Source organism: Parasphingorhabdus sp. (assembly GCF_039968395.1).
Lineage (GTDB): Bacteria > Pseudomonadota > Alphaproteobacteria > Sphingomonadales > Sphingomonadaceae > Parasphingorhabdus.
In genome coordinates this window covers 332,283-356,941 of sequence record NZ_JBDVPV010000001.1, presented here as the reverse complement: position 1 = coordinate 356,941, position 24,659 = coordinate 332,283, and the positions used below count along the sequence as shown (strand labels likewise).

The following is a 24,659-nucleotide window of genomic DNA, read 5'->3' as shown; positions in this document are numbered from 1 at the left end:
AGACCTTGCGGAAACATTTCTATCTCTTTCCGTTCATCCCGATCTTCGTTTTTATGTACCTTCTGAAGCACGCCATGACATTGTTGATCAGAATTCCGGGAAAAATGACCCGCCGTGCGTTTGAAATACTGTCTGGCAAGAAAACCTACAAAAAAAGTTCAGCCTACCACAAATATTGAAGGCACTCTTCCGGGTTTATTGTCCCAGTTGCCCCGCAATCTTGATCGCATAACCATCCGGTGTTTTCAAAAACCCCAGAGTCGGCAGGATGAGCGTCCATGCACTCTGATTACCGCGCAGCAGCAGGCGCGCTGTATAGAAGCCATTGCCTTCCAGTTTCATGGTGAGTTCTTCCATTCCGGATCCACTTACCAGCGGCAGGATGAGGACACCGTCTTCACATTTTGCATTGCCCAGCAGACCCTGCCGCAGATCCAACCCGGGGATATTGGCGTCGAGAGACAGTCTGACTTTCCCGCTTGCTGATTGGCAACGACCGTTGGCAAAGGTGGCGCTCACGGCATCCAGATCGATTTCGGATGCCGGCAGGGGCGCAAATTGTGATCCCAAAAGCAACCGTGTCGTGGCACCTTCGACCAGCAGGCTATTGCCCTGCTTGCCAATAGTCGCCGTCAGCCCGTCTTTCTCAGTGGTTGCAGGACGTTCCAGATCCAGCTTGATCTGCCCCGACAGCAAGGGCCAAAATTGTACACCCGCGTCCAGATCACCGAGATCAAACGAACCGAGCCGCGCGGCTTCGATATGCCCGTTCCAAATACTGCCGCTAATTTCACGCGCAGAAAATTTCGTTTCCTCGAGACCCGCCATGCTGACCGCCAGACGCAGCGGCATAAAAAACAGAAGCACGGCCAGCAGTCCCAGAAGGATGAGCAAATAAGTCAAAGCGCGTTTCACCTGTTTTCCTGTTTCCCTGTTTCGGTCTTGCTCTCGGTCTCTGGCTCAAAACTTTCAAAATAGTGAAAAATGTCATCTTCGTCCCGGCTCGCTGCATTGCGCCATTTGGGAGCTGATTTCGGGTTGAGCAGCACCCCGGCGGACGACAGAACCAAAATCGTGGGAGTGCCTTTGATCTGCTTGATTCCAAACCGCTGGGCAATATCAATATTGCGGTCGCGCATCCCGACGTCGATATAAACGGTCTCGTAGCGCTCCGTCAGCATGTCTGCAAAGCGCGGTTTCGCAAACCATCCAGCCAGTCCCCGGCTGTCGTGACACCAGTTGGCCCCCATCACCAGGATCACCTTCTTGCCAGTTGCCGCAGCGCGTTCCAGCGCCTGATCAACCACGACCGAAGCCTCAGCCGTCTTGTCATAGGGCCGGGCTTCGGGATGCTCTGACCCCGATTTAGCCGCGGCTGAAGCCACAGCGGGTACCAGCATGAGCAGGCTCAAGGCAGTTATCAAACACTTGAACATCTAACCGTTTGCCTGCGCGATGAGCTTTGGAATATTTCCCATTGCAGCCATGGCATGTGCCCGGAACTGCTCCAGCACGGCCATCTTCTCGGCATCATCCGGCGCGACGCCGAATATCATTTTTCCGAACCCGTCGAGCCGGCTTTCGGTAATCCAATTGTTCACAACCTCGTCCTGTGACCATTGAAACTGGTTCATCATGTTGGTCATGGTTGCCGCCGGATAGCCTTCAATGCCGTCAGGCAGCGGGATAGGTGCGCCCAGGCGGTTTTTGGTTTCATCATCGTCATAGGTGACTTCAAGAAAAGCTGACAAGGCAGCGCTAAAGGCGGGTTGCGGAATACGGATCATCTGCAGGGTTATGAGATCCCCCTGGAATTGCGGTACAAGAGGACGGCGCTCGACCGCTGTGGCCGTGCAATCAATATAAATGGCTTCACCTTCCACGGGATAGTCGCCATCAACAAGATGCATGCCAGACGCGTCGATGCTTTCGACATGGCCCATGCGCACAACATTCTTGATCGTCCGCAAGATATCGACTTCACCCTGCGAGATCGTGGCATAGTGAAACATGGCAGGTTTGCAGGACGGATCAATCCGCAGCATCACGCCGCTGGCTTCGAGACGGGCGAACAGATCATCGACATCTTCTGCCTGAGACAAGGCCGCCATGATATCGCGTTGGCCGCCTATGGTTTGGTGGAAAAACTCATTGCCCGGCTGGGTGCTATTGCGATTGAGTATCCAGGAATCGCGGGGACAGACCCAGATGATGCTGTCCGGATCCGCGCCGGATCGCACAAGCCAGACACCGACATCCATCGCGGTTTTGCCTGCTCCAACGATCACAAACTTCTCCGGACGCGGGCCTTGACCCTGCCACAGTTTTGGCAAATCGTTGGGCGGAATGAAATTCACATCGTCAGCCAGATCAAATTTTGGTTTGTGGGTCGATGGCACGGTCGTGCCATAATAAGTGGAATCCACAATTTTTTTGCGCACCGTCAGTTGGGTTTCCTTGCCCGACAGCAACGATACAAATTTCCCGTCACCAAGATAGTCGGTCATGGAATGATAATCGACCCGACCACTGGGCAGGAAACGCTGGTGCATGACATGCTCGAAATAGGCGCTAACCTCGGTACCGGTTGCCAGCTCGTAAAAGCCCTGATTTGGCCCGGTGCTGTCAATCTCTCCGCTACCCAGCTGGGTGGAATTCACACCGTAAAAGGCAGAAGGTTGATGCAGTGAAACAAAAGGATAGGCATCGTTCCAGTGCCCGCCCGGTTTGCCGTGCCGATCGACAATGGTGATATGCGCATCACTTTCATCCAGCAACGTATCTGCAAAGGCCATTCCAACAGCGCCGCTGCCAATGATCAGATAATCGGTTTCGGCGTTCGGCATCAGGCTTCCTTTTCGATAAGGCTCCTGATCCTCTAACGATCAAACGAGGCTGGAGCAATCAAACTTGCAGTGGTGTCATTGAACAGGCCTTGCTGAGGCCCAGACCTCGCTTCATTGCCGGATATACCCGCACTGTTGCGGCGGCCATCGCCAGTTCCAGCCGTGTTATCCGGCCATGCTGCGCCTCAATCTGATCTCCCAGCGCAAAGCTGTCATCCGACTGACGGGCCATGGCCTGACCAAAATCGAACGCCGTTTTGACCTCCCCGTCAACATCACCGGCCAACATCCTGTTGACCGTGTCTTTGTCGACGCCATCGGCAAGAGCGCCCTGTGCTGCGGTGATCGCACAGGGACCGCAATCCTCGATCAGAGTCGCCCCGATTCTGACCGCCGCCAGCATTTCGGCAGAAGCCTCCCGGCGATGATTGCTGACCGGCATAAAATGTTTGAACTTTTCAAGCGCATGACCCGGGGCAGCAGCAATTTCGTGGACATAGGCGCTCTCGTCAGGCGTCATTTGATCAATGATCTTCAAGAAGGCGGAATTCGGAATTCCCGCTGGCGCCACGCGCTGACGGACAAACAAAATCGCCAGCGCCAGATACACCAGCAATGGCGGGCCCAGCACACCGGGTGCGTCGGCCCAGAATATATCAGGCGAGCAAATGCCCACGGAAACTTCGTAAATATGGAGAACGCCATGCAGCGACAGCCACAACGCACCCGCAAATGCGGCCAGCCATCGCATGTGAATGCTAACGCCCGCATAAAGCAGGATCAATCCGCAGGCTGAATAGGCAATGCCGATATCGCGAATGAAATGCTTGTTGGGCGGACCGGTAGTGATGACGGTCGGCAGGGCAGTGTACCAGTCGAGCGGACTGATGATCATGAACGCACCGAACAATAGCGCAAACAAGCCGACAGCAAGTACCAGATATTGCGCGAGACGATCAAGAAAGTCAGTTTTGCCGGTCTGCATGATTTTTTCCTTTGGAAAGGCGCGAGTTCATGTTATTCGGATATATATTGTCTGAATTAAGAAAAGAGTCAAGCTGTGCAAATCTCCAAGGGCGTTGAATGGGCTGCGCACGCCGCGGCCATGATGATCGCATTGCCGGAAGGTCGGGGTCTCAAGGCAGAAGCACTGGCGCGATATCATGAAGTTCCGACCGCCTATATGGCGAAGCAGCTGCAGGCACTCAGCAAGGCCGGAATCGTGCAAAGTTCACGTGGTGCTCACGGCGGCTATCGGCTGGCGAAACCGGCAACCGAGATTAATCTGTGGGACATCACGGCGGCCATTGAAGGCACGGGGCCTGCTTTTCGCTGCACCGAAATCCGGCAGAACGGGCCGTGCGGTCTGAAGCGGAAAGATTGCAAAAACCCGTGTCAGATAGCCTCCGCTTTTACCGCCGCAGAAACAGCATTTCGCGATATGTTGAAGGCGACAACGCTGGCCGAACTCGGTGCGCAAGTGGTACAGGATTCAGAGCAGGAGCATTTGCTGGATGTCATGGGCTGGCTGAATGCGGAGGCCGTGCCTTTGGGAAAGTCGGTAGCCAGATGTTGACAGTTTGGTCAACCGTCACTCCGCCGCTTCAACCTGCTCTCCGGCGTCCTCAATCTCCGCTGCCTTGGCTTCGACGAGCTTCACGATATGATCGACCATATCGCCATCTTCGACATGGTGATCGGTCACGCCGGACAGATAGACCATATGCTTGCCCTTGCCGCCGCCGGTGATGCCGATATCAGTTTCGCGTGCCTCGCCGGGTCCATTGACAACGCAGCCGAGCACGGAGAGCGACAGCGGTGTGCGGATATGCTGGAGCCGTTCTTCCAGCGTCTGAACCGTGCGGATAACGTCAAATCCCTGGCGCGCACAGGATGGGCAGGAGACCACCCGGACACCGCGCGTCCGCAGACCCAGTGATTTCAGCATTTCATAACCGACGCGAACTTCCTCCTCGGGATCGGCGGACAGGCTGACACGGATTGTGTCGCCAATTCCTGCCCACAGCAAGTTGCCGATACCGATAGCGCTTTTCACTGTGCCGCCGATTAACCCGCCGGCTTCGGTAACCCCGACATGCAGAGGGCAATCCACCGCATCAGCGAGCTGCATGTAAGCCGCCACCGCCAGAAACACGTCCGATGCCTTTACCGCGACCTTATACTCATGAAAATCATGGTCCTGCAGCAGCTTGATATGATCCAGCGCGCTTTCGACCAAAGCCTCCGGGCAAGGTTCGCCATATTTCTCGAGCAGGTCTTTTTCGAGGCTGCCCGCGTTGACGCCAATCCGGATGGCACATCCATTGGCCTTGGCCGCATCGACCACTTCCTTTACCCGCGCCGACGATCCGATATTGCCCGGATTGATACGCAAACAGGCCGCGCCTGCCTCGGCCGCCTCTATGCCTCTCTTGTAGTGGAAGTGGATATCCGCAACCACAGGCACACGGCTGGCGCGAACAATCTGCTTCAATGCCGTGGTGCTTTCGACATCGGGGCAAGAGACACGAATAATATCCACACCCGCATCTTCGCAGCGGCGAATCTGGTCAATCGTTGCCTTGGCATCCGACGTCAACGTGTTAGTCATGGTCTGCACGGTAATCGGTGCATCGCCGCCCACGGCCACATCGCCGACCATGATCTGGCGGCTTTTGCGGCGCTCGATGTCACGCCACGGACGCAATGAGGGATTATGGGTGGTCATGCTCGAAAACCTGCTACACTGTTGTTCATTACGCGCTATATAGCGGCTTCACATCACTGGTGCGAGGGGCGATTGCATCCCGCACGAAAAAACCCCAGATTCAAAGGAAATAGCCATGGGAACAGTATTGATTACCGGAGCCAATCGCGGCCTTGGCCTCGAAATGGCAAAGCAATATTCGAACAATGGCTGGGATGTCATGGCGACTGCACGAGCGCCGGAAAAAGCGGAAGAACTGAACGCGATTGGCAATGTGCAAGTCATGGCGCTGGATGCCGCAGACGAGACCAGCATTGCACAATTTGCTGCCGAAATTGGCGATCAACCGATCGATCTGTTTATCAACAATGCCGGCATTTACGGACCGATGGACCTGGATCGCAGTGGCTGGCTGGACCTTTTCGCCGTTAACGTCGTGGCACCTGTTCAACTGGCCACCGCGCTCAAGGACAATGTCGCGCGATCAAAGGACAAGAAAATGATGGTGCTTTCCAGTCAGGTGGGCAGCATTGCCGAGAATGACACCGGCAGCATGATGTATTACCGTTCGAGCAAGGCCGCCGTGAATCAGGCATGGAAATCTCTTGCACTGCAGTGGAAAGACGACGGCCTGACTTTGGCGATGCTGCACCCCGGCTGGGTAAAAACCGATATGGGAGGCCCGCAGGCCCCGTTGTCCCCACAAGAAAGCGTCAGCGGAATGCGGCAGGTAATTGATGGACTGAATCATGATCAGACCGGAACATTCCACAATTATGACGGGCAGAGCATTCCCTGGTAAGCAGGCCCGCTATTCGCTTGCGGGGTTTTCCGGTCCGCGCTAATCCCGTGACAAAGAGGAGATGCGCAATGTTCAAATCCCTGATTGCCGCAATCGCCGCCCTGTCTTTGGGCAGCGCGGCCACCGCTCAAGAGAAGAAAGCCGAACCTATGTCTGATAAAAACTGGTCCCTGGTGATTCACGGCGGTGCGGGTGTTATTGAACGCAATCGACTGACTGCAGAGAAAGATAGTGAAGTCCGCGCAGCTCTAACACGTGCGCTGGAAGCCGGATCAGCGGTACTGGACGGTGGCGGAACATCGATGGATGCCGTCGAAGCTGCGATTGTCGTGCTGGAAGATGATCCCAATTTCAACGCCGGGCGTGGCAGCGTGTTTACCTATAAAGGCCGCAACGAAATGGACGCCGCGTTCATGGACGGCGAAACCCGTGAAGCCGGAGCCGTGGCTGGCAGCACCACCACCAAGAACCCGATCAAGCTGGCCCGGGCGGTCAAAGATCAAAGCCCCCATGTTCTGCTCAGCCGCGAAGGCGCGAATGAATTTGCGCAGTTGCGCGGTCTCGAACAGGCCGGACCACAATGGTTTGCTACAGACGAGCGTTACCGTCAGCTGGAGGAACTCAAGGCACGACAGGCCGGTAAAGATGGCGACAAGGTCAGTTATTTCGATATCGACATGAAATATGGCACCGTCGGCGCAGTCGCTGTTGACCAGGCCGGCAACGTCGCGGCCGGGACATCTACCGGCGGCCTGACCGGAAAACGCTGGGGCCGGATTGGCGATTCGCCGATTATTGGCGCTGGCACCTATGCTGACAATCGCGCCTGCGCGATCTCGGCGACTGGAGCAGGTGAATATTATATCCGCCTCGGCGTTGCCCATGAAATCTGTGCCCGGATGCGGTTCAAAGGCGAAGATGCGAAGACCGCTGCTGATCAGGTAATGAAGGAACTGGGTGAACTGGGCGGAACCGGCGGCGTCATTGTCGCGGCCCCGGACGGGACATTCGCCTGGAGCTACAACACCCCCGGCATGTATCGCGGCAAGGCGAACAGCAGGGGCGTAAAAATGGTCGGGATTTACGGCGACGAAGAATAGGCGCCTCGCCTGTCCCGACTTTGGGTTGAGATTCACGCTTCCCCTGACTTAATCGCTCGGTTAAGCTTCTGCCATGACATGGAAACCTGAGATAGAAGAATTACGCGAGCGCGAACGGCTCGCGGAGAAAATGGGCGGCGAGGAGAAAGTCGCGCGTCAGCACGGACGCGGCAAACTGGACGCGCGGGCGCGTATCGCCGGTATTGTCGATGAAGGCAGCTTTCGTGAGATCGGGAAAATTGCCGGGCGCGGCACGTATAATGACAAGGCCGAATTTGAGGATTTTGCTCCAAGCAATCTGATTTTTGGTCGCGCCAATATTGAAGGTCGGCCTGTCGTGGCATCGGCGGATGATTTTACCGTGCGCGGCGGGGCAGCGGATGCAGCGTTGCATCGCAAGTTCACGCAATGCGAGAAAATGGCACACACTCTGGGCATCCCGATGATCCGGATGATCGACGGCACTGGCGGCGGTGGTTCGGTCAAAAGCCTCGAAGATATGGGATTTACGTATGTCCCGGCAGTGCCTGGCTGGGAAGACATTATCAAAAATCAGGAAACCGTTCCCGTCGTCGCACTGGCTTTGGGCCCGACTGCCGGCATGGGTGCCGCGCGCACGGTAGCCAGCCATTATTCGATCATGGTGCGCGGCCTGTCGCAATTATTCGCAGCTGGCCCCGCCGTTGCAGCGGCCATTGGCGACACACTGACCAAGGAAGAACTGGGCGGCAGCGAGATTCATGCCACCAATGGTGTCGTGGACGAAGAAGTGAGCAGCGAGGCCGAAGCCTTTGCGACAGCGCGCAAGTTTCTCTCTTATTTGCCGAGCAACGTCAACCAGCGCGCCACCCGAACCGAATGCCGGGACCCGGTCGACCGGCGGGACGAGAGCTTGCTCTCCGCGGTGCCGCGGGAAGACAAGCAAGTCTATTCGATGCGCAAGATCATGCAGAGCGTGTTCGATGAAGGCAGTGTATTTGAGATGGGCAAGCGTTGGGGCCGGGCGGCAATCACGGCCTTTGCGCGGCTCGATGGATATCCGGTTGCGGTACTGGCCAACGATCCCAGTTTTCTGGGCGGGTCATGGGAAGCCAAGTCTTCGGAGAAAGTCGAACGTTTTGCAAAAATGGCTGATCAGTTCCGGCTGCCTGTCATCCATCTTGTCGACAATCCCGGCTTCATGATTGGTGAGGACGCCGAACGCACCGGCACGATCCGGTACGGGGTCCAGGCGATGAATGCGGTATATAAAGCGACGGTACCGTGGGCCAGCGTGATCGTGCGCCGCGCTTATGGCATCGCCGGCAGCGCTATGAGCAATGCCGAGAAATTCCAGTATCGCTTTGCCTGGCCCTCTGGCGACTGGGGCTCCCTGCCTATCGCGGGCGGGCTGGAGGTCGCCTATAAAGCTGATATCGAAGCGTCCGAAGATCCGGCGGCACGGCTGGCCGAAATCAAGGCGAAACTCAATCAGGTTACGTCACCATTTCGCACTGCAGAGCAATTCAGCGTCGAGGATATCATCGATCCTCGCGATACGCGCCCGCTGCTGTGCGAATTCACGGAACTGGCATGGCAGAAACTGGCGGCGGAATGACACGGGCCTGTCACATGCATGTCCTGAGATGCGGGTCACGATGATGCGATTGTTGAGCCACCTGCTTTTGACCGCGATGCTTTGCGCTCCCGCACCGGCTCTCGCATGGTGGGATTATGGCCATCGCACGATTGCCGGTATCGCGGACAAGAATATTTCAACCACCACCAAACGGCAGATGAACGCACTGTTTCGGGTATCGAAGCTGCTCGGCACCCCGCAATGCAAGTTAAAGACCATTAGCGATGCCAGCGTCTGGCCAGATTGTATCCGTCAGGATCGCCTGCGCTGGAATTATACCTTCCCCTGGCACTATCAAAATATTGATATCTGCAAGCCATTTGATCTCAAGGCCGCCTGTGCAAACGGCAATTGCGTATCCGCGCAGATTGATCGCAACGCCGCTCTGCTCAAGGACAAATCACGTCCCGCCCATGTCCGGCTGGAGGCGTTAACCTTCCTGGTCCATTTTGTCGGTGACATGCACATGCCCTTGCACATTGGTGACCGCGGGGATCGCGGTGGAAATGACGTCAGCGCGGCCTATGGCATCATCGAAGGACGCTTGAATCTCCATTCCCTATGGGACGGCCCGATGGCCGAGCGCGCGATCAGCGACGGTCCGGATCTGGTCCGTCGCTATCACCCTGACAAAAAAGCGGAAATGGCCTTTGGAACCACGGATTTCTGGGCCATGCAGGCGTGGCAGGTTTCGCGCGACCATAGTTATAAAACGGCCGAAGATGCGCCATCCTGTGGCCCGCCGGTCACCGGACGCGCCCGTGTCGACAATGAAGAGATCAGAAATCTGGTCCCGATCACCCGACTCCAGATCCAGCGCGCAGGGCTGCGGCTCGCCCGTCTGCTGGATGAATCGTTGAATTAAGCATTTCCATAAACAGACTGGTTCAAATCGGGACGAGATTTTGCGTTTTTTTACCGTCCCGATTCAATGGTTTAAGTGGCAATGTGCGATACATCACGGGGGGTTGGCAGAAACATACTATCTAAATCTTGTGAACCGAATATCCTTTCACCGACCGAAACAAACGGTTCACCGTCAATTCAGTCTGAAATGACGATTATCTGCGAGTTGAGTTTGGCACAAACCAGAAGGAAGTGAAGATGTATTTGTCCCCCCGTTCATTCATCAACCGGCCTCAGCACAATGCCGGATCATCCCATTCTGCGCAGGAAGAACAGGTGCAGCGCGGCTATCAGCCGATTTATCATCTGGACATCGTCAATCGCTGTCCCGGATGCGGAAAATCGCACTGGCATATCGGTCGCTTCAGCGCCGAATGCGCACATTGCGAAACCGCTCTGCCGCTGGCCATGGTGGCCAGTCAGCCGATGCAACCGCGGTTTACGGAGAATTTCAGCAAAACCGCAATGGCGGCCTGAGCCAGAAGCTCTGGACACGACCTTCATCCTATCTGGGAAGGCCGGTGATACGTTGCAGCCAGCGACTGACAGGCGTCACATATAGCGCATGTGCGCGTGTGCCATTTTCATCGGCATATGCTGCATATTCATCCGCATACAGCCACAAACTGTGGTCCGCCTGGCCAAGTTCCAGCCATTCAGCCTTTCCGGGACTTTTGCGATTTATCAGATCCACTATCATGCGGTGGCCATGTCGCGTTTCAAACTGATCATATTCTCCGAAAATGGTCATCACAGGGACGTCCAGCGATAGCCATGCGGAGAGAAAGTTTCGGTCTGCTGCCTGCTGGTGCCAGGCAAAGGGGCGTCCGTAATGGGTGTTGTCCTCGGTGCCACGAATATTTTTCCAGACGTTTGCGAGATCTGGGTATTGCACGGCAATTTGCGCGGGAGTCTTCTTTTCGGTGAGATAGTGGTGCAGGAATCTCATTCGCAGGACCATTTGCGCATGAATGTCCCGTGGGGTCACTTTGCCGGACCGTTCGAGGTAGTTTCGTTCAAATCCGATCATTCGTTCCATATAGGTTACCGCTCCGCCACCCTGCACGACAACACCGGCGACGTTGTTACCTTCCGCAACCAGTGGCGCGGTTGTTGAACCCAGACTGCTACCCAAAATGACGACACGATCCGGGTCAACCCAAGGGTGCTGCTTCACCTGAACAAGAGCCTCGCGATAATGCCGGACTTCAGTATCATAATCGAGCTTGTCGCAGCCGAGACCTTCACTGTCTCCCGAACCAGATCGGTCAATCCGGATCATGACCATGCCGGATTGCCGGGCGAGCAGTTTCAACTGTGAATCACGTGCATCGGAAAAACGCATGGAACCACAAGACACCCACTGGGTAACGAATATTGCGGGCAGTCGCTCGCTTGTTCCTTGCGGACGCGTCACAAAACTGCGCAAGCGCAAGCCTTCGCTGGTGCGGATCATTCCATATTCGGTTTCCAGTCCTTCGGTCGACTCCAGAGCAACCGCTGCCTTGACCGGCAGATCACCGTTCAAACGTGTTTCGGAATGTGCGGCCGTTTGTGAAAAAAGCAGAGCCAGCCCGGTTAACATGATACGCATGGATTTCCCTTTCTTGCATTGGTCAGAACCACATGGATGATGGAATCACCATTGGAGAAGCCAGATGTGACGAAGGGATGAAATTTTTGTGGGTGACTAACCTATCTGATCAAGTGCCGACCGGTACCGGTTGCCAATCTTGAATGTGCGTCCGCATTTCAACGTCACGAGACCTTTGGCAACGCTTGCAATTGCACGGCGGGAAACAAGCACTGAACGATGTACGCGGACGAAACCGTGATCAGCCAGCGCGCGTTCAACCATCGAGATTGGTGCGCGATGCAACACCGGTTTTTCTACCCCGTGCAATTCGACATAATTTCCTGCGGCCGAGATCCAGTTAATCTGGCTGGCGAGCAGGGGGAGATCCTCAGAATCCAATAGGGGACTGTTGGCGGGTGCTTCTGCCAGAGCAAAATGCTTTGTGATTTCACTCAAAGCCAGCAGCCCCACAACCAGTCCCGCTCCCGGAACACGTCGGGTCATTTCAAACAGCACCGTCCCGGTCGACACAGAAAGGTCATGCGAGAACAGGCTGTCAATGATCGCCATGACGAAAAGGACTGACAGGATCAAAGCGACTTTTTTTGGCCAGCCGGCAAGTCGCTTGGCGATTTCAAAACAGACAAACCAGGGAAGGATATTGAGGATCGGCCATACAAACGCCTCTTCCAGAGTGGCCATACGTCCGGCAAAGGCGGTATAGGCTAGACAATAAATAGCCGCTGCAACAGTTAAGCCTGTTGAAATCCGGAAAATCTGTGTCGTGGCAAGCGGACGCAGAAACATTTTGTCCAGAATTGTCGTCATGTTTTCTCCCTCAAAGTCAGCAGCTCAAATATCGCCAAATGCCTTCAGCGCAGCCTTGGCAATGGGCTCGCCCCATTCCTGTACAAAATGACCACCGCCCTCGATCATCATCGGTTCGGGGCACCCGTTAATCAGCTGTTTCAGCTTCATCATAGCCGGTGGCCCGAGGACCGGATCTGCATCGCCAACTGCCATGAAACTTTGACCCTGCCACTCTTCTTTCCAGAAGACGGCAGCTTCCATACTGACTTCCACACCGCCCATTTCAGGAGAAACGGGCACGAGCGCAGGGAATTTTCGCGCGCCTGCCTGATAACTGGGGTCTGGGAAAGGGGCATCATAAGCGGCAATTTCTTCGGCTGTCAGATGCGGCGTCCCGCTGGCGATAATCTGGCCCGTTTTAAATTCCGGGGTGTTGAGCGCAAACTCCTTCCAGGCGTTAAAACCATCGCCCGGCGAGCGCCCCAACCCCAGCGCGGTATTCATCACGATCAAACGTGACAGACGTTCCTTGAACTGATTATCGACCGGCAAAGTGAGGCCAATCAAACCACCCCAGTCCTGAACCACCAGTGTGATGTTGGTCAGGTCCAGTCGTTCAACCAGAGCCAATATGTAATTCCGATGAAAGTCAAATGTGTAGGTGTCGAGCTCGGTCGGTTTGTCTGACCGGCCGAAGCCGAAGAAATCCGGCGCTACGACCCGGGCACCGGATTCGAGAAAAACCGGGATCATCCGGCGATAGAGAAACGACCAGCTTGGCTCGCCGTGCAGACACAGAAAGCTGCGGTCAGCATCCGGTGAACCGGCATCAACATAAGCGGCGCGCAAACCTTCATATCCCGGCAGATCTTCGACATAGTGAACCGGATAATCAAAATCCGGAACCCCGGAGAAGCGATCATCGGGGGTACGAACGGCTTTGATCGCTGCGGCAAAATCGGACATGGCGGGCTCCTGTCAAAAGTTTCAGTTTAAAACCTGTCAGGCAGACCGAATGGCGTCAAGACGTGATCCGCGAAACTTCGGCAAGTTGCTGATGCCGCGCGGCTGCGCTATTGTCGGGACATTCGAAATTTAACAAATCAATCAAGGATATGTGATGCGCCTTGCCCTCTTTCCGATTGCTGCTGCTCTGATGCTTGGTGCCTGCACGTCTGAACCGGAACAATCCCGAAACCTTGTCAATGCCGATCCGAAATCCTGCCAGACAAATAGCCTGGCCGTTCAGATCATGGGGTCCGGCGGTCCGATTGCCGACGATAATCGTGCCGGTGCAGGCAATCTCATCTGGGTTGATGGCAAAGCGCGCGTGGTGATCGACGCCGGTCCAGGCAGCTTCATCCGTCACGCGGAAGCGGGCGCTCAGTTTACCGATCATGACGCCATATTGCTCACCCATTTCCACGGCGATCATGTCGGCGGATTGCCAGGTCTGCTGAACAATGGCAGTTTTGCTAAGCGGACCGAAGGTCTGCTGATCGCCGGACCGGAAGGATCTGCTGCGTTTCCCTCGACTTCCGGTTTGTTGGAAGCCTTTGTCGGGAAGCAGGGTGCGCTTCGCTACCTGTCGTCCTATCTGGATGATGACGGACCGCTTCCGAAGCTCGTTGTTCGCAACATCGTCACCAACCGCGACTATCTGCAAGCGGTCATGCGCAAGGACGGCGTGGATATTGATGCGATCGCCGTGAAGCATCTCGAAGTGCCCGCGCTGGCCTTTGTTGTTCGCAGCAAGGGCAAACGGCTCCTGTTCGCCGGAGATCAAAGCTTTCTCAGCGAAGAGTTTGAAAATGCCACGCGCAACGGCCTGCCGGATATCATGGTGATGCACAACGCCATTTCGATGGCAGACGGACAGCCGCGCGGGCTACATCGCGATGGCCTTTCGATCGGCAATGCCGCCGCCATTGCCGGAGCGAAAAAGCTTGTCCTGACCCATCACATGCAGCGTGCTCTTGATGACGGAGATGCAGTCATCGCAGCAATCCGGGAAAATTTTGATGGTCCAGTCGAATTTGCAGACGACCTCAGCTGCTATCCGCTAATTGAATAGGCACCTCTCACAAAAAAACGCGCCAACCCGCGAGGGCCAGCGCGTTTTTTTGGCAGATATCTTCTAGTCGTTGCCGCTGGTCTCGCCGCTTCCTGCACTGGCGGTCTCACCCGGTACCGGAAAACCGCGCTTCTTGAGAATATATTTTACCTCGGGATCACGGCCACGGAACTTGCGATAGGCTTCCTTCCGATCCGTTTCATTGGCGGTCGAGAGAATGATGGAACGGAAACGTTCGGCGGTTTCCTCGTCCCACGGGTTACCGGTCTCTTCAAACGCTGCCCAAGTATCCGCATCCATCGTTTCTGACCAGAGATAGCTGTAGTAACCGGCCGAATAGGCATCAGACGAGAAGAGGTGGTTGAACTGTGGCAGACGGTGCCGCATCACAATCTCGTCCGGCATGCCGATTTTCGCCAGCGTTTCCCGCTCAAATGCGTCAGGATCAGTGACAGCTTCCGTCCGGTTGTGCAGCATCATGTCAACAATGGCAGATGAGAGATATTCAACAGTAGCGAAGCCCTCGTTGAACGTTTTCGATTTGTTGATCTTGTCGACCAGAGCCTGCGGCATCGGCTCGCCGGTTTCGGCATGCTTGGCATAGTTGTCGAGCACGTAACGTGTCAGCAACCAGTTCTCGTTTACCTGACTCGGATATTCAACAAAGTCACGCGGTGTGCCGCCGAGGCCGGGATAGGTAATGTCATAGTTGAGATAATGTAGCGCATGACCAAATTCGTGGAACAAAGTCGAAGCATCGTCGAGACTGATCAAAGTCGGTTGTCCTTCACCACCTTTGACAAAGTTGTTGTTGTTCGATGCCAATACATATTTGTTCTTGCCGCCGAGATCATATTGACTGCGATACGTGGTCATCCACGCGCCTGACCGCTTGCCTTCACGGGCAAAATTGTCGAGATAGAACAAGCCAACCAGCTTGTCGCCACGCTTCACTTCGAACGTCCGCACTTCAGGATCAAACACGGGCACACTGCCGGTATTGTCGGTGAAGGTCATGCCATATAGTTTGTCGGCAGCATCAAACATCGCATCGACCATGTTGTCGAGTTTGAAATAAGGTTTGATCTCGGCTTCATCGAGATCATATTTCGCTTTGCGAACCTTTTCTGCGTAAAAACGATAATCCCACGGCGCGATGGTGATGCCAGCGCCTTCGGCATCAGCGACTTCCTGCATGTCAGCCACTTCTTCTTTTACCCGCGCGACAGCCGCCGGCCAGACTTTCATCATCAGGTCCATCGCCGCTTCCGGGGTTTTCGCCATGGTGTCATCCATGCGATAATGGGCATGGGTTTTGAAACCCAGTACAGCGGCGCGTTCGGCTCGTATCTTCAGGATTTTCGCGATGGTTGCGTTGGTGTCGTTCGCATCACCATTATCGCCACGGTTTATATAGGCGTTATAGACCTTTTCACGCAGATCGCGGCGCGTCGAATTCTGCAGAAACGGCTGCATCACCGAACGCGTATTCTTAAGGGCCCAGCCTCTTTTGTTCTGAGCTACCGCCGCTGCGCGGATTGACGCAACAAAACTGTCTGGCAGTCCGACAATTTCTGACTCATCGACCAGGTAGATATATGTTTCTTCGTCAGCGAGCACTTTATTCGAAAATTCGTTAAAGGCTTTCGCTATCTCGGTGTTTAGACGGATCAGTTCCTTTTTCGCATCGCCTTCCAGCAATGCGCCATTGCGCACCAAACCTTCATAGTCCCGCTCGACAAGACGCAGTTGCTCGGCATTCAGGCCAGCCTCCATTCGGCTGTCATAGACCGCCTTGTAGCGTTGCAAAATTTTCGGATCGAGGGTCAGCTCATTGAAGAAGGCGGAGACCTTGGGTAGCCATTCACCCTGGATTTTCCTGACTTCATCGTTGGACAGATTGCTGGAATGCACACCCCAAATCGAGAAAAGCTCGTTCATTCCGTTGCCGGCCAATTCCAGCTTGAGTGTAGTATTTTCAAAAGTTGCCGGTTCGGGATTGTCACGGACAGCGACAAATTCTGCCTTGGTATCAGCCATGGCCTTTTCAAATGCATAGGGGAAATCGGAAACCTTGACTTCATCCCAGGGCGGCACACCATCATAGGGCCCGGTCCACGTCTGCAGGACTGAGTTTTCGGCCACGTCGTTTGATGTCTTTTTCATTCCGCTATTTCCATTGGCGCTCATCCGGTTCAGATCCGCGGTTGTCATCTTTTTCCCGTGATTATCCGCCATTGCCGGACTGGCTCCGACACCGAGTAATACAGCGGTCGATACGCCAAGGAAAAATTTGCGGCTGGTCAGTGAAAATCGCATTGTACGTCTCTCCAAAAATTCTGTGCCCCCTGTCAGGCGCATGGTTTTAACTCGAAATCGCTCGAGTCTGCATACAGCATGGCACTAGACAAAAACAGCGCGCCAGAGGCAATAAAGGTTGCGTTTGATATTATCTTTTAGACGAACAGCACTCACGTGTCGATGAACGACAACTTGGACGATATCCGCCATTTCAAGCTCAGGTCGACTTGCAGGCATAGGGCATCGAGATTGCCTCTGGGCGGTTGGTGCCATCTCGTGCGAGCGTATCCCTCAGGACCGGATAAACATTCGCATCGAAACTCGGGTAGGTCATGTATTGCACCAGTGTTGGCAGCCGTTCAGGATGATCCAGAGGTTGCAGGATAGCTTTCGCACGATCGCTGTCTCCCATCATCTGTGCGACCTGCCACTTTCCTGTTGTATCCGGGGAGGCATAAACCTGATCCGCCAGTTTTCGCGCCTCATTGATATTCTTCTCGGCACAGGCCTGCCGCATTCTCGCCAGTGTCATGTTGATCTCTGGCAGTTTTGACTGGGTCAGGCGATCCAGAATTTTGCGGGCTTCAGCAGGTTGTCCTGACCAAATCAGCGCCCTGTGAGCCTGATATTCGGTCATCGCGTGACCTCGCCGCAGTTTCAACTGTTCCTTCGCGCGTGGAGCCGCATGTTCGAAATCCAGGGAGAGCGTTGTCATCGTAATAGCACGTGATCGCGGCGCTCCCTCTTCGATAGACAGGGTTTGCACCCGCTCTGCTGCGCGCCGAACCCAGTCTCTCTTGCCTGCATAAGCCGAGATTTCACCGATATCTTCCCAGGCATCGATATCACGGGGTCGGGCTTTCAGATAACGTGTCATTAGGGCAAAGGATTCCTCAAACTTCAACTGCATCAAAGCACGATTGGCTTCATATTTCAGTCGCTCCGTTGCGTCCTTGCTGGCAGCAATGGCATCATCCACACGAATGAAATATTGTTCGAGCCGGTCGGCTTCATTATGCTTGGCATCCCAGACCGCGGAGGTGTTGACGCGTGTGGCCTTGCCAAACCAATATTGCGCGGAACGCCAATGGGCTTCAGCAAAATTCGGATCCAGCTTGCGTGCTTCTTCAAAGGATTCGGCTGCATCAATAACGGAGTCGAAATTTCCGTCGACCGAGCTTTGCTGTTCAAAGGCAACTCCGCGCAAATAGGCCTCATAGGCCTCCACGGATTTTGTACCGCGATTGACCATCGCGCGCAGTTTTGCGGGATCCATTACCGTTTTCAGCGCAACTGCGATGTCATAAGCGATATTCTCCTGCATCGAGATAATGTCATGCTCGGTGCGATCGTAATTTCGCGACCATAGTTCCACGCCGTCCGATGCACGCATCAAAGCCACCGTCACTCTGAAATGATCTCCGGAACGGCGGACCGAACCATCCAGAATATTAGCAACATTCAAGGATTTTGCTGCTTCCCTGACATCCAGATTGCTGTCGCGCAGCCGGGTTGTTGCGGTACGTGATGCAACTCGCAAGTCGGGTGTTCTCGCAAGTCCCGTCAATATTTCTTCCGTCAGTCCATCCGCGAACCATTGCTGGTCCCTGTCCGCTGAAAAGTCGGCAAAGGGCATGACCGCAATCGATTTCGGGTTCAACTTGTCGGCTGCGGATCCTGCCGACTGTACTGATGAATTTTGCCCGAACCAAATGGTTGATACAATCAGTGCCAGCGCCAACGCCAGAACCGACCAGCGGTTAATAACGCCATATGCTCTCGGTTTTGGTTTGTCAGATTGTGCGATATTTTCGCTGCTGGGTGTCTGCTGCCCGGTGACAGGGTCAGCTGGATCAGCACTATGCTGTTCCACGGCCAACAGAAACCTGTAACCTCGGCCATAGACCGTTTCGACGATGGATGGAGCCCTGGCATTGTCCCCAAGAGCCTGGCGGAGTTCCTTGATCGCAGTTGTCAGTACGGCATCCGATACCGCAAGATCAGGCCAGACGCGTTCGAACAGCTCATCCTTGGTAATCAGTGTTTGCGGATTTTCCATCAGGACCTTGATGATCGCAAAAGACTTTTGACCGAGCGAGACTGGAGCCCCATCCTTCCACAGACGCTCATCATTGCGATCAAGTCGAATGGAGCCAGCTTGCAAATAACGTTCAGCCATCAAAAATCGCTTTCCCAGCCCCCCAACTGAAGGGGCTCGAAACTGGCTCGATCGCAGTCAATTACTGACCACAAAAATGTTGCAGTTTTTGCCCCATATACGCCCGGCTCAGAATTCCCTCAGAATATACAGCGATGCCGCAATCGTCAAATCGATCATTAAGTAACTGATATAATTGTACTATAATTCATCATAATTTTGATGAACGAAAATTCGAGAATTCAGAATCAAATCAGCTCCGCCACAGGACTTACAGAATTCCCTCCCCCATAAACCTTGTCAACGAGATCGCACATCAATCGATGCCCAGCCTCGGGTGCAGTCTCGGAACGCAAATATTTATTAATGAACAAATCAAAGGAAATAATCATGTTGAACACACAAACCGTATCGAACTCAGACAAACGCTTTTCATTGAAGAGCCAGCGTCACTGGATCATTGCTTCACTGGCAACAGCCACGCTTTTTGCCAGCGTTGGTACATTATTCCCAAGTCAGGCAATGGCTGCTGAAACCTCTAATCCGAAAGTTGAAACCGTTTCCCGACAGGTTCGTATCGGCGACCTGAATCTGGCGCGGCCGAAGGACAAAGTACGACTGAAACATCGCATAAAAATCGCAGCGCGCGAGATGTGCGTGACCGGTGGCCTGGCGGGTATCGCCAATGCGCGTCGTGAAAAACGTTGCATTTCCGATGCGGTCCACCTGGCCATGGAACAGGTCTCCGGCAAATCACAACTGGCAACACTGGTTCAGTAATTCCCGGCAAACCAGCCTTCCCAAACCCTTGCCCCATATCCTGGGTGCAGAGGGGTGGGGAGGCTGGATCAAGGAGAAAGCTCATGTCAAATACCAATCACAATCTCGCCAAACGCCGGGAACTGACCACGAAACCGGAAACCGGCTTTGCCGGGCCCGGATATGACATGGCTCACAGTCACGATACTGCGGTCCTTCCAACGGTCGCACCTGCGAATGACAACAGCCAGCGGGAGCAACTGGACGCGTACTGGCAGGCCAGTCGCACCCATTCTTCCCGACCCTGGCAATCAGCATTCACCAAAATGTGGTGGCTTCCATAGCTGGCTCCAGAGCCGGTTGTACCCAGAGTCAAACTCAATCCCGGATTCCAAACCTTCTCACGAAAAGGAGATAAACATGTCACGCATACTTATTCTCGCCTATGGCATATTCAGCTATGCCACTTTCCTCGGTGTCTTTCTTTACGCCATCGGGTTTCTTGGAAACATCTTCGTTCCCAATTCCATAGATGCAGAGCCAACCAGTTCCGTCTGGACTGCGCTTGCCATCAATGTCGGATTGCTCGGCCTGTTTGCCGTACAGCACAGTGTAATGGCGCGGCCTGCATTCAAGAAAATGTGGACAAAAATCGTGCCCGAACCAGCGGAAAGAGCAACCTATGTTCTGTTCTCCAATCTGGCAATGATCGCATTGTTCGCGTTGTGGCGGCCGATGGGCGGAATGATTTGGGAAGTTTCCGATGAACCTTGGAACGCCATCATCATGGCGACATATTTCGTAGGATGGGGCATCTTGTTCTACGCAACTTGTCTGATCAACCATTTCGATCTTTTCGGACTGCGTCAGGTCTGGCTGCATTTCCAGCGCAAGCCCTATACGCGGCTTGAGTTCCGTGAACCCGGCCTTTACAGCCATGTCCGCCACCCGATCTATGTGGGCTGGTTGATGATATTCTGGGCAACCCCGGTGATGACCATGGCGCATTTGCTCTTTTGCCTGATGACAACCGCCTATATCCTAATCGCCATTCGACTGGAGGAGCGGGATCTGGTCGATGCCATCGGTGATGACTATCGCAGTTACCGCAAACGGGTTCCCATGCTGATGCCACGCTTTGGGAAAAAACCTCGACCACAAGCTCGAAAAGCGGAATTGCGGTCCTGACATAGCGGATGAACCGGGCCAGGAATGGCCCGGTTCATCCCATTCTGGTTGTTCTCGTCAAGTCGGGCAGATATCCAGTCATAAGCTCAACCGCCGACAACCCTGTCAGCTTGCCCAACTCCCTGAAAATGCTATAGCTTTGGACATTGAGATGCGGTGCGGTTTTCGCGAGTTCTCAGACTCGAGCATCTGTTTGTTGCGATTGACGATCGCAGGAAGGAAAAAGAGTGAATGGGTAAAGATGCGGAGCTCTCTGAGGTCGTCCAGACGCTCTACCAGGTACTTGAAAAACTGGATGAGTTTAACATGCATGCCCCGGCCATCAAAATTGTCGAAACCATCGAGATGCTGGAACCATCCGAACCCCGAACGGAATCCGACCAGCTTAGCTAGCGATGATTTAACTTGCCGCACGCGGTATCGCAACAACCGCCCGGATCAGGTGTCGGGTTGCTCCAAAACTATCCCCGCAAGCTTCACTTCACGCTCGAACGCGTCAAAAATCTCTTCCGATCCGCCATATAATTTGAAAATGCTGAATGGATCGCCAGGTGTTTTCGACAATTGTTCCTGTATCTTGGGCCTGAGTTCATTGAGCACAGCGTGATCCTTGTTCACGCAAGCGGTGAGGAACGTCAATATGTCACTCAAAAACAGACCACTGGCGTTATAAAACGTGCCCTTGATATTCGCGAGTTGTATGGTGGCCTGCTCTCCATCCTGATCAATAATGGCTCGATAGAAATGAGGCATGTAGTAGTAAAATCTGGGATGGGGGTCTCGCAATATCGCCTCGTTGGCGCTGTTGAGCGCTTCGTCCCATTCCCCCATATAGCTCAGGATCATCGCATAATTTGCGATATGGTTTGGATTGCCCCGATTGGCAGCCATCGCCTGTTTCAAAGTCAAATATGCGCCGGAAGTATCTCCGACACCCATCTGGATATCGGCCAGATAGCCGAGCGCAATGTCGTTTGCCGGATCGAGTTTTGTGGCTTTTTTGGCCATTGCTACACCATCGGCTTCGGTGATGCCGGGATCGATTTCGATATGCTGGAAAACAGGATGACGGCTCTTTAGTTCCGGGTTGGCGTTCATATAGCCCAGCAGGGTAAAAAAGCGGCCTTGCGCCGCCAGCAGTGTCGAATCGTCAGGATTTCTTTCCAGCTCCTCTTTGAGACATTTGGCCGTCGCCTGATGCCCTTCGACAGTGATATTTGAAGCATAATCCTCATATTGGGAGAAGCATACAAAGGCACTGGGCTGATTGAGCAGAAATTCTTCATCGCCCAGCCGCTGTTTTATCTTTGCCATCTGGCTTTCGAGTATTGCACCCTGAGTGCCTGCCAGTCTGCCACTGATTTCCGATGATATGTCGACAAGCGCGTCAACATATTGCGGGCCTTCGACACCGCGGCGGACCTGTTTTTCGAATATCAACTGATCGGTTTGCGTGTCGGTCAACCTGATGACCAGATCTATTTCTGGCTCAAAGCTCCTGATTGTTCCGGAAATCTTGTAGTTTGCTGTCTGACTAGCGGGAGAATTCTCATCGTCAATCTGCACCACTTTAATCACCCGGAAGCGATAGAGGTCCTGCGACAATTGCCGTTGAAAACCGACCTGCAAATTGTCGTATTTCGGATTGTTTGTGAGATTATCAAACGGCAGTACAGCCACAATTGGATATCGGCTGATGCCGGCAAGATTTACCGGATCTTCAACCGAAGCCTCATCTGCTTCCCGAAAATAACCGCCCAGCCCGGAATAGAGAGGGGCAAGAATAATCCCGGCCAGCAACAGAACAACAGCCCAGTTTAGCCACTGATGGCGAGTGTGAGAGATTCCATTCGGGTGTCGCGATCCTGTTTCAATTTCTGAACCTGCGTGCCCAAATTGGAAGGCGGCCGCATAGCTGCCTTTGGGGATAGATATGATCAACGGGTCATTCGCGCCCGCAGTTCTGTAATATTCGTCCAGCGTTTTGCGCAATCGAGCAACGCTGACGCGTACACTCGCATCATTGGCCGGATCGAAATCTTCGTTCTTGTCAAAGACATCTTGCGCAATGGTAATTCCATTAAGCGCCTGATCCTTACCTTTGAGGTTTTGGGCTATAATGTAGCTGAACAGACTCGAAATTCTTTTCGCTCCCCGAAACATCGAATGCTGCAGAATACGCTCCGCCTGCGCCTCAATTTCTGTTCGGGTGAAGGTCATGATTTTCGAAGCAAATTCCGGGTCTGTTGCACACTTGTGACGAAAAGGGGATTGTCGCGATAGCCCCTGATTTTTAACGCTTTTGCCAGTTCATTGTTACAGTATCAATGCGAAAATGAAACTGTAACAAGCTACCGTTTCAGTATGAACCTCCGCAACAATCAAATAACAATATTTCGGGAAGCCTATCCAGGGCATCGGCCGCTTATTTGGCCGTCATATCGATTGTAGGAGTTGTTGTTGATCGGAACGCATAGTGGCTAAACACGAGAATGACATTCAACCCACGCTCGAAAGAATCGAAATGCGTCTCAACCAGTTGGAGGCGGGCAGTCGTTCGGAAAATCCGACCAATCTTGATTTGAATAAAGTCATTCTGGATTCCCGCAGGGAGAGGGATGCCCTGTTTCCGAGAGAATATTTTTCCTACAACGCGTGGGACGTGCTGCTGGAACTTTATCAGGCTCATGGACGCGGCGACAAACTGAAATTCGATATCCTTGGTCGGAACTCGCAGGTTTCGCGCAGGCTTGTGACACGCTATGTCAAAATGCTTGCCAGTGACGGATTTGTGACTGAACAGGATGGTGATCGGACTTTGGTAGTTCTGACCAATAAGGGGCTCAAACATATGGAGAGCCTGTTCCAAAAGATCGGGCCTGAACCTGCCGGTACGGACTCCTTCACTATCGAAAAATAACCACAGCCAATAGAATGCGGAACGCTATTCCGGTCGTTCGGCCAGCAGGGCGCGCACCAGCGGCTGCAGATTCTCGTCATAGCGCGCGAGCATGACATGCTCTTCTGCTGTTTCAAAATGACTGACCAGCTGCTGACCATTCCACCAGTGAATGGCAATGGCAGGGGGATCCGCGACAATCATGTTCCGTCCGTCGGGATTTTCCGGATCAATCGGCGCGAGATCGAAGGCTACCTGCGGCGCGGTTGAGGCGCAGACAGAGAGGCTCGCCCCTTCGAAGAATGTCGATATATTGCGGTGCAAATGCCCCGTTATCATCGCTTTGATCTGATCATGTCCGGCGATGGTATCCCTCAGTTTTCCAACCCATGGTTCATCGGGATGTGTGTTCATCCATGCAATGCCGGACTCAACCGGAGGATGATGAAATACCAGCACTGTCGGCTTGTCCTGCTTTTCCGCCAGTCGCTCTTTCAGCCAGCTTGCCCGCACATCGCAAAATGCTCCGCCGTGACGGCCTTCTTCCAGTGTATCAAGGAACAGCAAGCGCAACGGTCCGTCATCAACTTCATATTGCACGAAACCGTCGACGGACGGGACTTCGGGAAACTGAGTTTGAAACGGTCCGCGCAGATCATGATTGCCGAGACACATGTAGACCGGGAAAGGAATTACAGACAGCGCATTTTCGAGGCGTTTATAGCTATCCTGGTCACCGCGATCAACGAGATCGCCGGTGGCCAGCAAGACGTCGGGCTGCGGCGTCATCGCACAAATCTGTTGCAGCGCCTGATCGAGGCGTTTGCGATTAAATTCCGCCGGATTGTCCGGATCGAAACCCAAATGGATATCTGTTATCTGCGCCATCAACATAGGCGCACCTCCTCGATTTGG

At 53.9% G+C, this 24,659-nt stretch carries 24 protein-coding genes; 12 read left to right on the top strand and 12 right to left on the bottom strand.

The features are described 5' to 3' along the window. Positions 1-195 precede the first annotated feature (195 nt). The 4 genes from gspN to ABJI30_RS01735 are packed head-to-tail and all read right to left on the bottom strand — an operon-like array spanning position 196 to position 3,831. A complete protein-coding gene (gene gspN / locus ABJI30_RS01750; RefSeq protein ID WP_348015173.1) occupies positions 196-915 on the bottom strand; it encodes a type II secretion system protein N in 720 nt (239 codons plus the stop codon). Next, a complete protein-coding gene (locus tag ABJI30_RS01745) occupies positions 912-1,400 on the bottom strand; it encodes a thioredoxin family protein (protein ID WP_348025382.1) in 489 nt (162 codons plus the stop codon). Before ABJI30_RS01745 ends, gspN begins: the two co-directional genes overlap by 4 nt. A gap of 36 nt (positions 1,401-1,436) precedes the next feature. After that, positions 1,437-2,846, bottom strand: coding sequence for an NAD(P)-binding protein (locus tag ABJI30_RS01740; RefSeq protein WP_348015171.1), 1,410 nt, complete (start codon positions 2,844-2,846; stop codon positions 1,437-1,439). A 58-nt stretch (positions 2,847-2,904) separates the two neighbouring features. After that, positions 2,905-3,831, bottom strand: coding sequence for a hypothetical protein (locus ABJI30_RS01735; RefSeq protein ID WP_348015170.1), 927 nt, complete (start codon positions 3,829-3,831; stop codon positions 2,905-2,907). Positions 3,832-3,906: 75 nt separating this feature from the next. On the opposite strand from ABJI30_RS01735, the gene ABJI30_RS01730 reads away from it, so the two are divergent. Beyond that, the gene (locus ABJI30_RS01730) at positions 3,907-4,422 is read left to right on the top strand and encodes an Rrf2 family transcriptional regulator (RefSeq protein WP_348015169.1); all 516 of its coding nucleotides are present in this window, start codon (positions 3,907-3,909) and stop codon (positions 4,420-4,422) included. A gap of 15 nt (positions 4,423-4,437) precedes the next feature. On the opposite strand, the gene ispG is transcribed toward ABJI30_RS01730, so the two are convergent. Further along, a complete protein-coding gene (gene ispG / locus ABJI30_RS01725; RefSeq protein WP_348015168.1) occupies positions 4,438-5,574 on the bottom strand; it encodes a flavodoxin-dependent (E)-4-hydroxy-3-methylbut-2-enyl-diphosphate synthase in 1,137 nt (378 codons plus the stop codon). Between the two features lie 115 nt (positions 5,575-5,689). On the opposite strand from ispG, the gene ABJI30_RS01720 reads away from it, so the two are divergent. From ABJI30_RS01720 to ABJI30_RS01700, 5 genes are all read left to right on the top strand, one after another. After that, complete coding sequence (locus ABJI30_RS01720; RefSeq protein ID WP_348015167.1) at positions 5,690-6,355, top strand: SDR family oxidoreductase; 666 nt, start codon at positions 5,690-5,692, stop codon at positions 6,353-6,355. Positions 6,356-6,504: 149 nt separating this feature from the next. Further along, a complete protein-coding gene (locus ABJI30_RS01715) occupies positions 6,505-7,455 on the top strand; it encodes an isoaspartyl peptidase/L-asparaginase (RefSeq protein WP_348015225.1) in 951 nt (316 codons plus the stop codon). 73 nt (positions 7,456-7,528) lie between these two features. After that, the gene (locus tag ABJI30_RS01710) at positions 7,529-9,052 is read left to right on the top strand and encodes a carboxyl transferase domain-containing protein (RefSeq protein ID WP_348015166.1); all 1,524 of its coding nucleotides are present in this window, start codon (positions 7,529-7,531) and stop codon (positions 9,050-9,052) included. A gap of 40 nt (positions 9,053-9,092) precedes the next feature. Next, positions 9,093-9,938 carry a S1/P1 nuclease gene (locus tag ABJI30_RS01705; RefSeq protein WP_348015165.1) on the top strand — a complete coding sequence of 282 codons (846 nt, stop codon included), beginning with the start codon at positions 9,093-9,095 and terminating at the stop codon, positions 9,936-9,938. Between the two features lie 239 nt (positions 9,939-10,177). Beyond that, positions 10,178-10,456, top strand: coding sequence for a hypothetical protein (locus ABJI30_RS01700; protein WP_348015164.1), 279 nt, complete (start codon positions 10,178-10,180; stop codon positions 10,454-10,456). Between the two features lie 28 nt (positions 10,457-10,484). Here the strand turns inward: ABJI30_RS01700 and ABJI30_RS01695 are convergent, their stop codons facing one another. From ABJI30_RS01695 to ABJI30_RS01685, 3 genes are all read right to left on the bottom strand, one after another. Continuing rightward, positions 10,485-11,573, bottom strand: a complete 1,089-nt coding sequence (locus tag ABJI30_RS01695; RefSeq protein ID WP_348015163.1) for an alpha/beta fold hydrolase — start codon at positions 11,571-11,573, stop codon at positions 10,485-10,487. Between the two features lie 96 nt (positions 11,574-11,669). Continuing rightward, entirely contained in the window at positions 11,670-12,383 is a 714-nt protein-coding gene (locus ABJI30_RS01690; protein WP_348015162.1) for a LytTR family DNA-binding domain-containing protein, read from the bottom strand. 24 nt (positions 12,384-12,407) lie between these two features. Continuing rightward, a complete protein-coding gene (locus ABJI30_RS01685; protein ID WP_348015161.1) occupies positions 12,408-13,331 on the bottom strand; it encodes a haloalkane dehalogenase in 924 nt (307 codons plus the stop codon). Positions 13,332-13,485: 154 nt separating this feature from the next. Between ABJI30_RS01685 and ABJI30_RS01680 the strand changes: the two genes are divergently transcribed. After that, a complete protein-coding gene (locus tag ABJI30_RS01680; protein WP_348015160.1) occupies positions 13,486-14,439 on the top strand; it encodes an MBL fold metallo-hydrolase in 954 nt (317 codons plus the stop codon). A gap of 63 nt (positions 14,440-14,502) precedes the next feature. Here ABJI30_RS01680 and ABJI30_RS01675 read toward each other — a convergent pair whose 3' ends face one another. Beyond that, a complete protein-coding gene (locus ABJI30_RS01675) occupies positions 14,503-16,758 on the bottom strand; it encodes a M3 family metallopeptidase (RefSeq protein WP_348015159.1) in 2,256 nt (751 codons plus the stop codon). A gap of 199 nt (positions 16,759-16,957) precedes the next feature. Beyond that, the gene (locus ABJI30_RS01670) at positions 16,958-18,919 is read right to left on the bottom strand and encodes a winged helix-turn-helix domain-containing protein (RefSeq protein ID WP_348015158.1); all 1,962 of its coding nucleotides are present in this window, start codon (positions 18,917-18,919) and stop codon (positions 16,958-16,960) included. Between the two features lie 369 nt (positions 18,920-19,288). Here ABJI30_RS01670 and ABJI30_RS01665 point away from each other — a divergent pair, with 369 nt between their 5' ends. The 4 genes from ABJI30_RS01665 to ABJI30_RS01650 all read left to right on the top strand — a co-directional run bounded on the left by ABJI30_RS01665 (position 19,289) and on the right by ABJI30_RS01650 (position 21,238). Further along, the gene (locus tag ABJI30_RS01665) at positions 19,289-19,678 is read left to right on the top strand and encodes a UrcA family protein (RefSeq protein WP_348015157.1); all 390 of its coding nucleotides are present in this window, start codon (positions 19,289-19,291) and stop codon (positions 19,676-19,678) included. An 83-nt stretch (positions 19,679-19,761) separates the two neighbouring features. Further along, positions 19,762-20,001 (top strand): hypothetical protein, encoded by a 240-nt coding sequence (locus tag ABJI30_RS01660; RefSeq protein ID WP_348015156.1) that lies wholly within the window; start codon positions 19,762-19,764, stop codon positions 19,999-20,001. Positions 20,002-20,077: 76 nt separating this feature from the next. Further along, on the top strand, positions 20,078-20,845 hold the full coding sequence (gene mddA / locus ABJI30_RS01655; protein WP_348015155.1) for a methanethiol S-methyltransferase: 768 nt from the start codon (positions 20,078-20,080) through the stop codon (positions 20,843-20,845). Positions 20,846-21,076: 231 nt separating this feature from the next. Next, a complete protein-coding gene (locus tag ABJI30_RS01650) occupies positions 21,077-21,238 on the top strand; it encodes a hypothetical protein (protein WP_348015154.1) in 162 nt (53 codons plus the stop codon). A 45-nt stretch (positions 21,239-21,283) separates the two neighbouring features. On the opposite strand, the gene ABJI30_RS01645 is transcribed toward ABJI30_RS01650, so the two are convergent. Beyond that, positions 21,284-23,065 carry a hypothetical protein gene (locus ABJI30_RS01645; RefSeq protein WP_348015153.1) on the bottom strand — a complete coding sequence of 594 codons (1,782 nt, stop codon included), beginning with the start codon at positions 23,063-23,065 and terminating at the stop codon, positions 21,284-21,286. A 256-nt stretch (positions 23,066-23,321) separates the two neighbouring features. Between ABJI30_RS01645 and ABJI30_RS01640 the strand changes: the two genes are divergently transcribed. Then, the gene (locus tag ABJI30_RS01640) at positions 23,322-23,765 is read left to right on the top strand and encodes a hypothetical protein (RefSeq protein WP_348015152.1); all 444 of its coding nucleotides are present in this window, start codon (positions 23,322-23,324) and stop codon (positions 23,763-23,765) included. A 24-nt stretch (positions 23,766-23,789) separates the two neighbouring features. Here the strand turns inward: ABJI30_RS01640 and ABJI30_RS01635 are convergent, their stop codons facing one another. After that, positions 23,790-24,638 (bottom strand): phosphodiesterase, encoded by an 849-nt coding sequence (locus tag ABJI30_RS01635; protein WP_348015151.1) that lies wholly within the window; start codon positions 24,636-24,638, stop codon positions 23,790-23,792. Between the last annotated feature and the right edge of the window lie 21 nt (positions 24,639-24,659).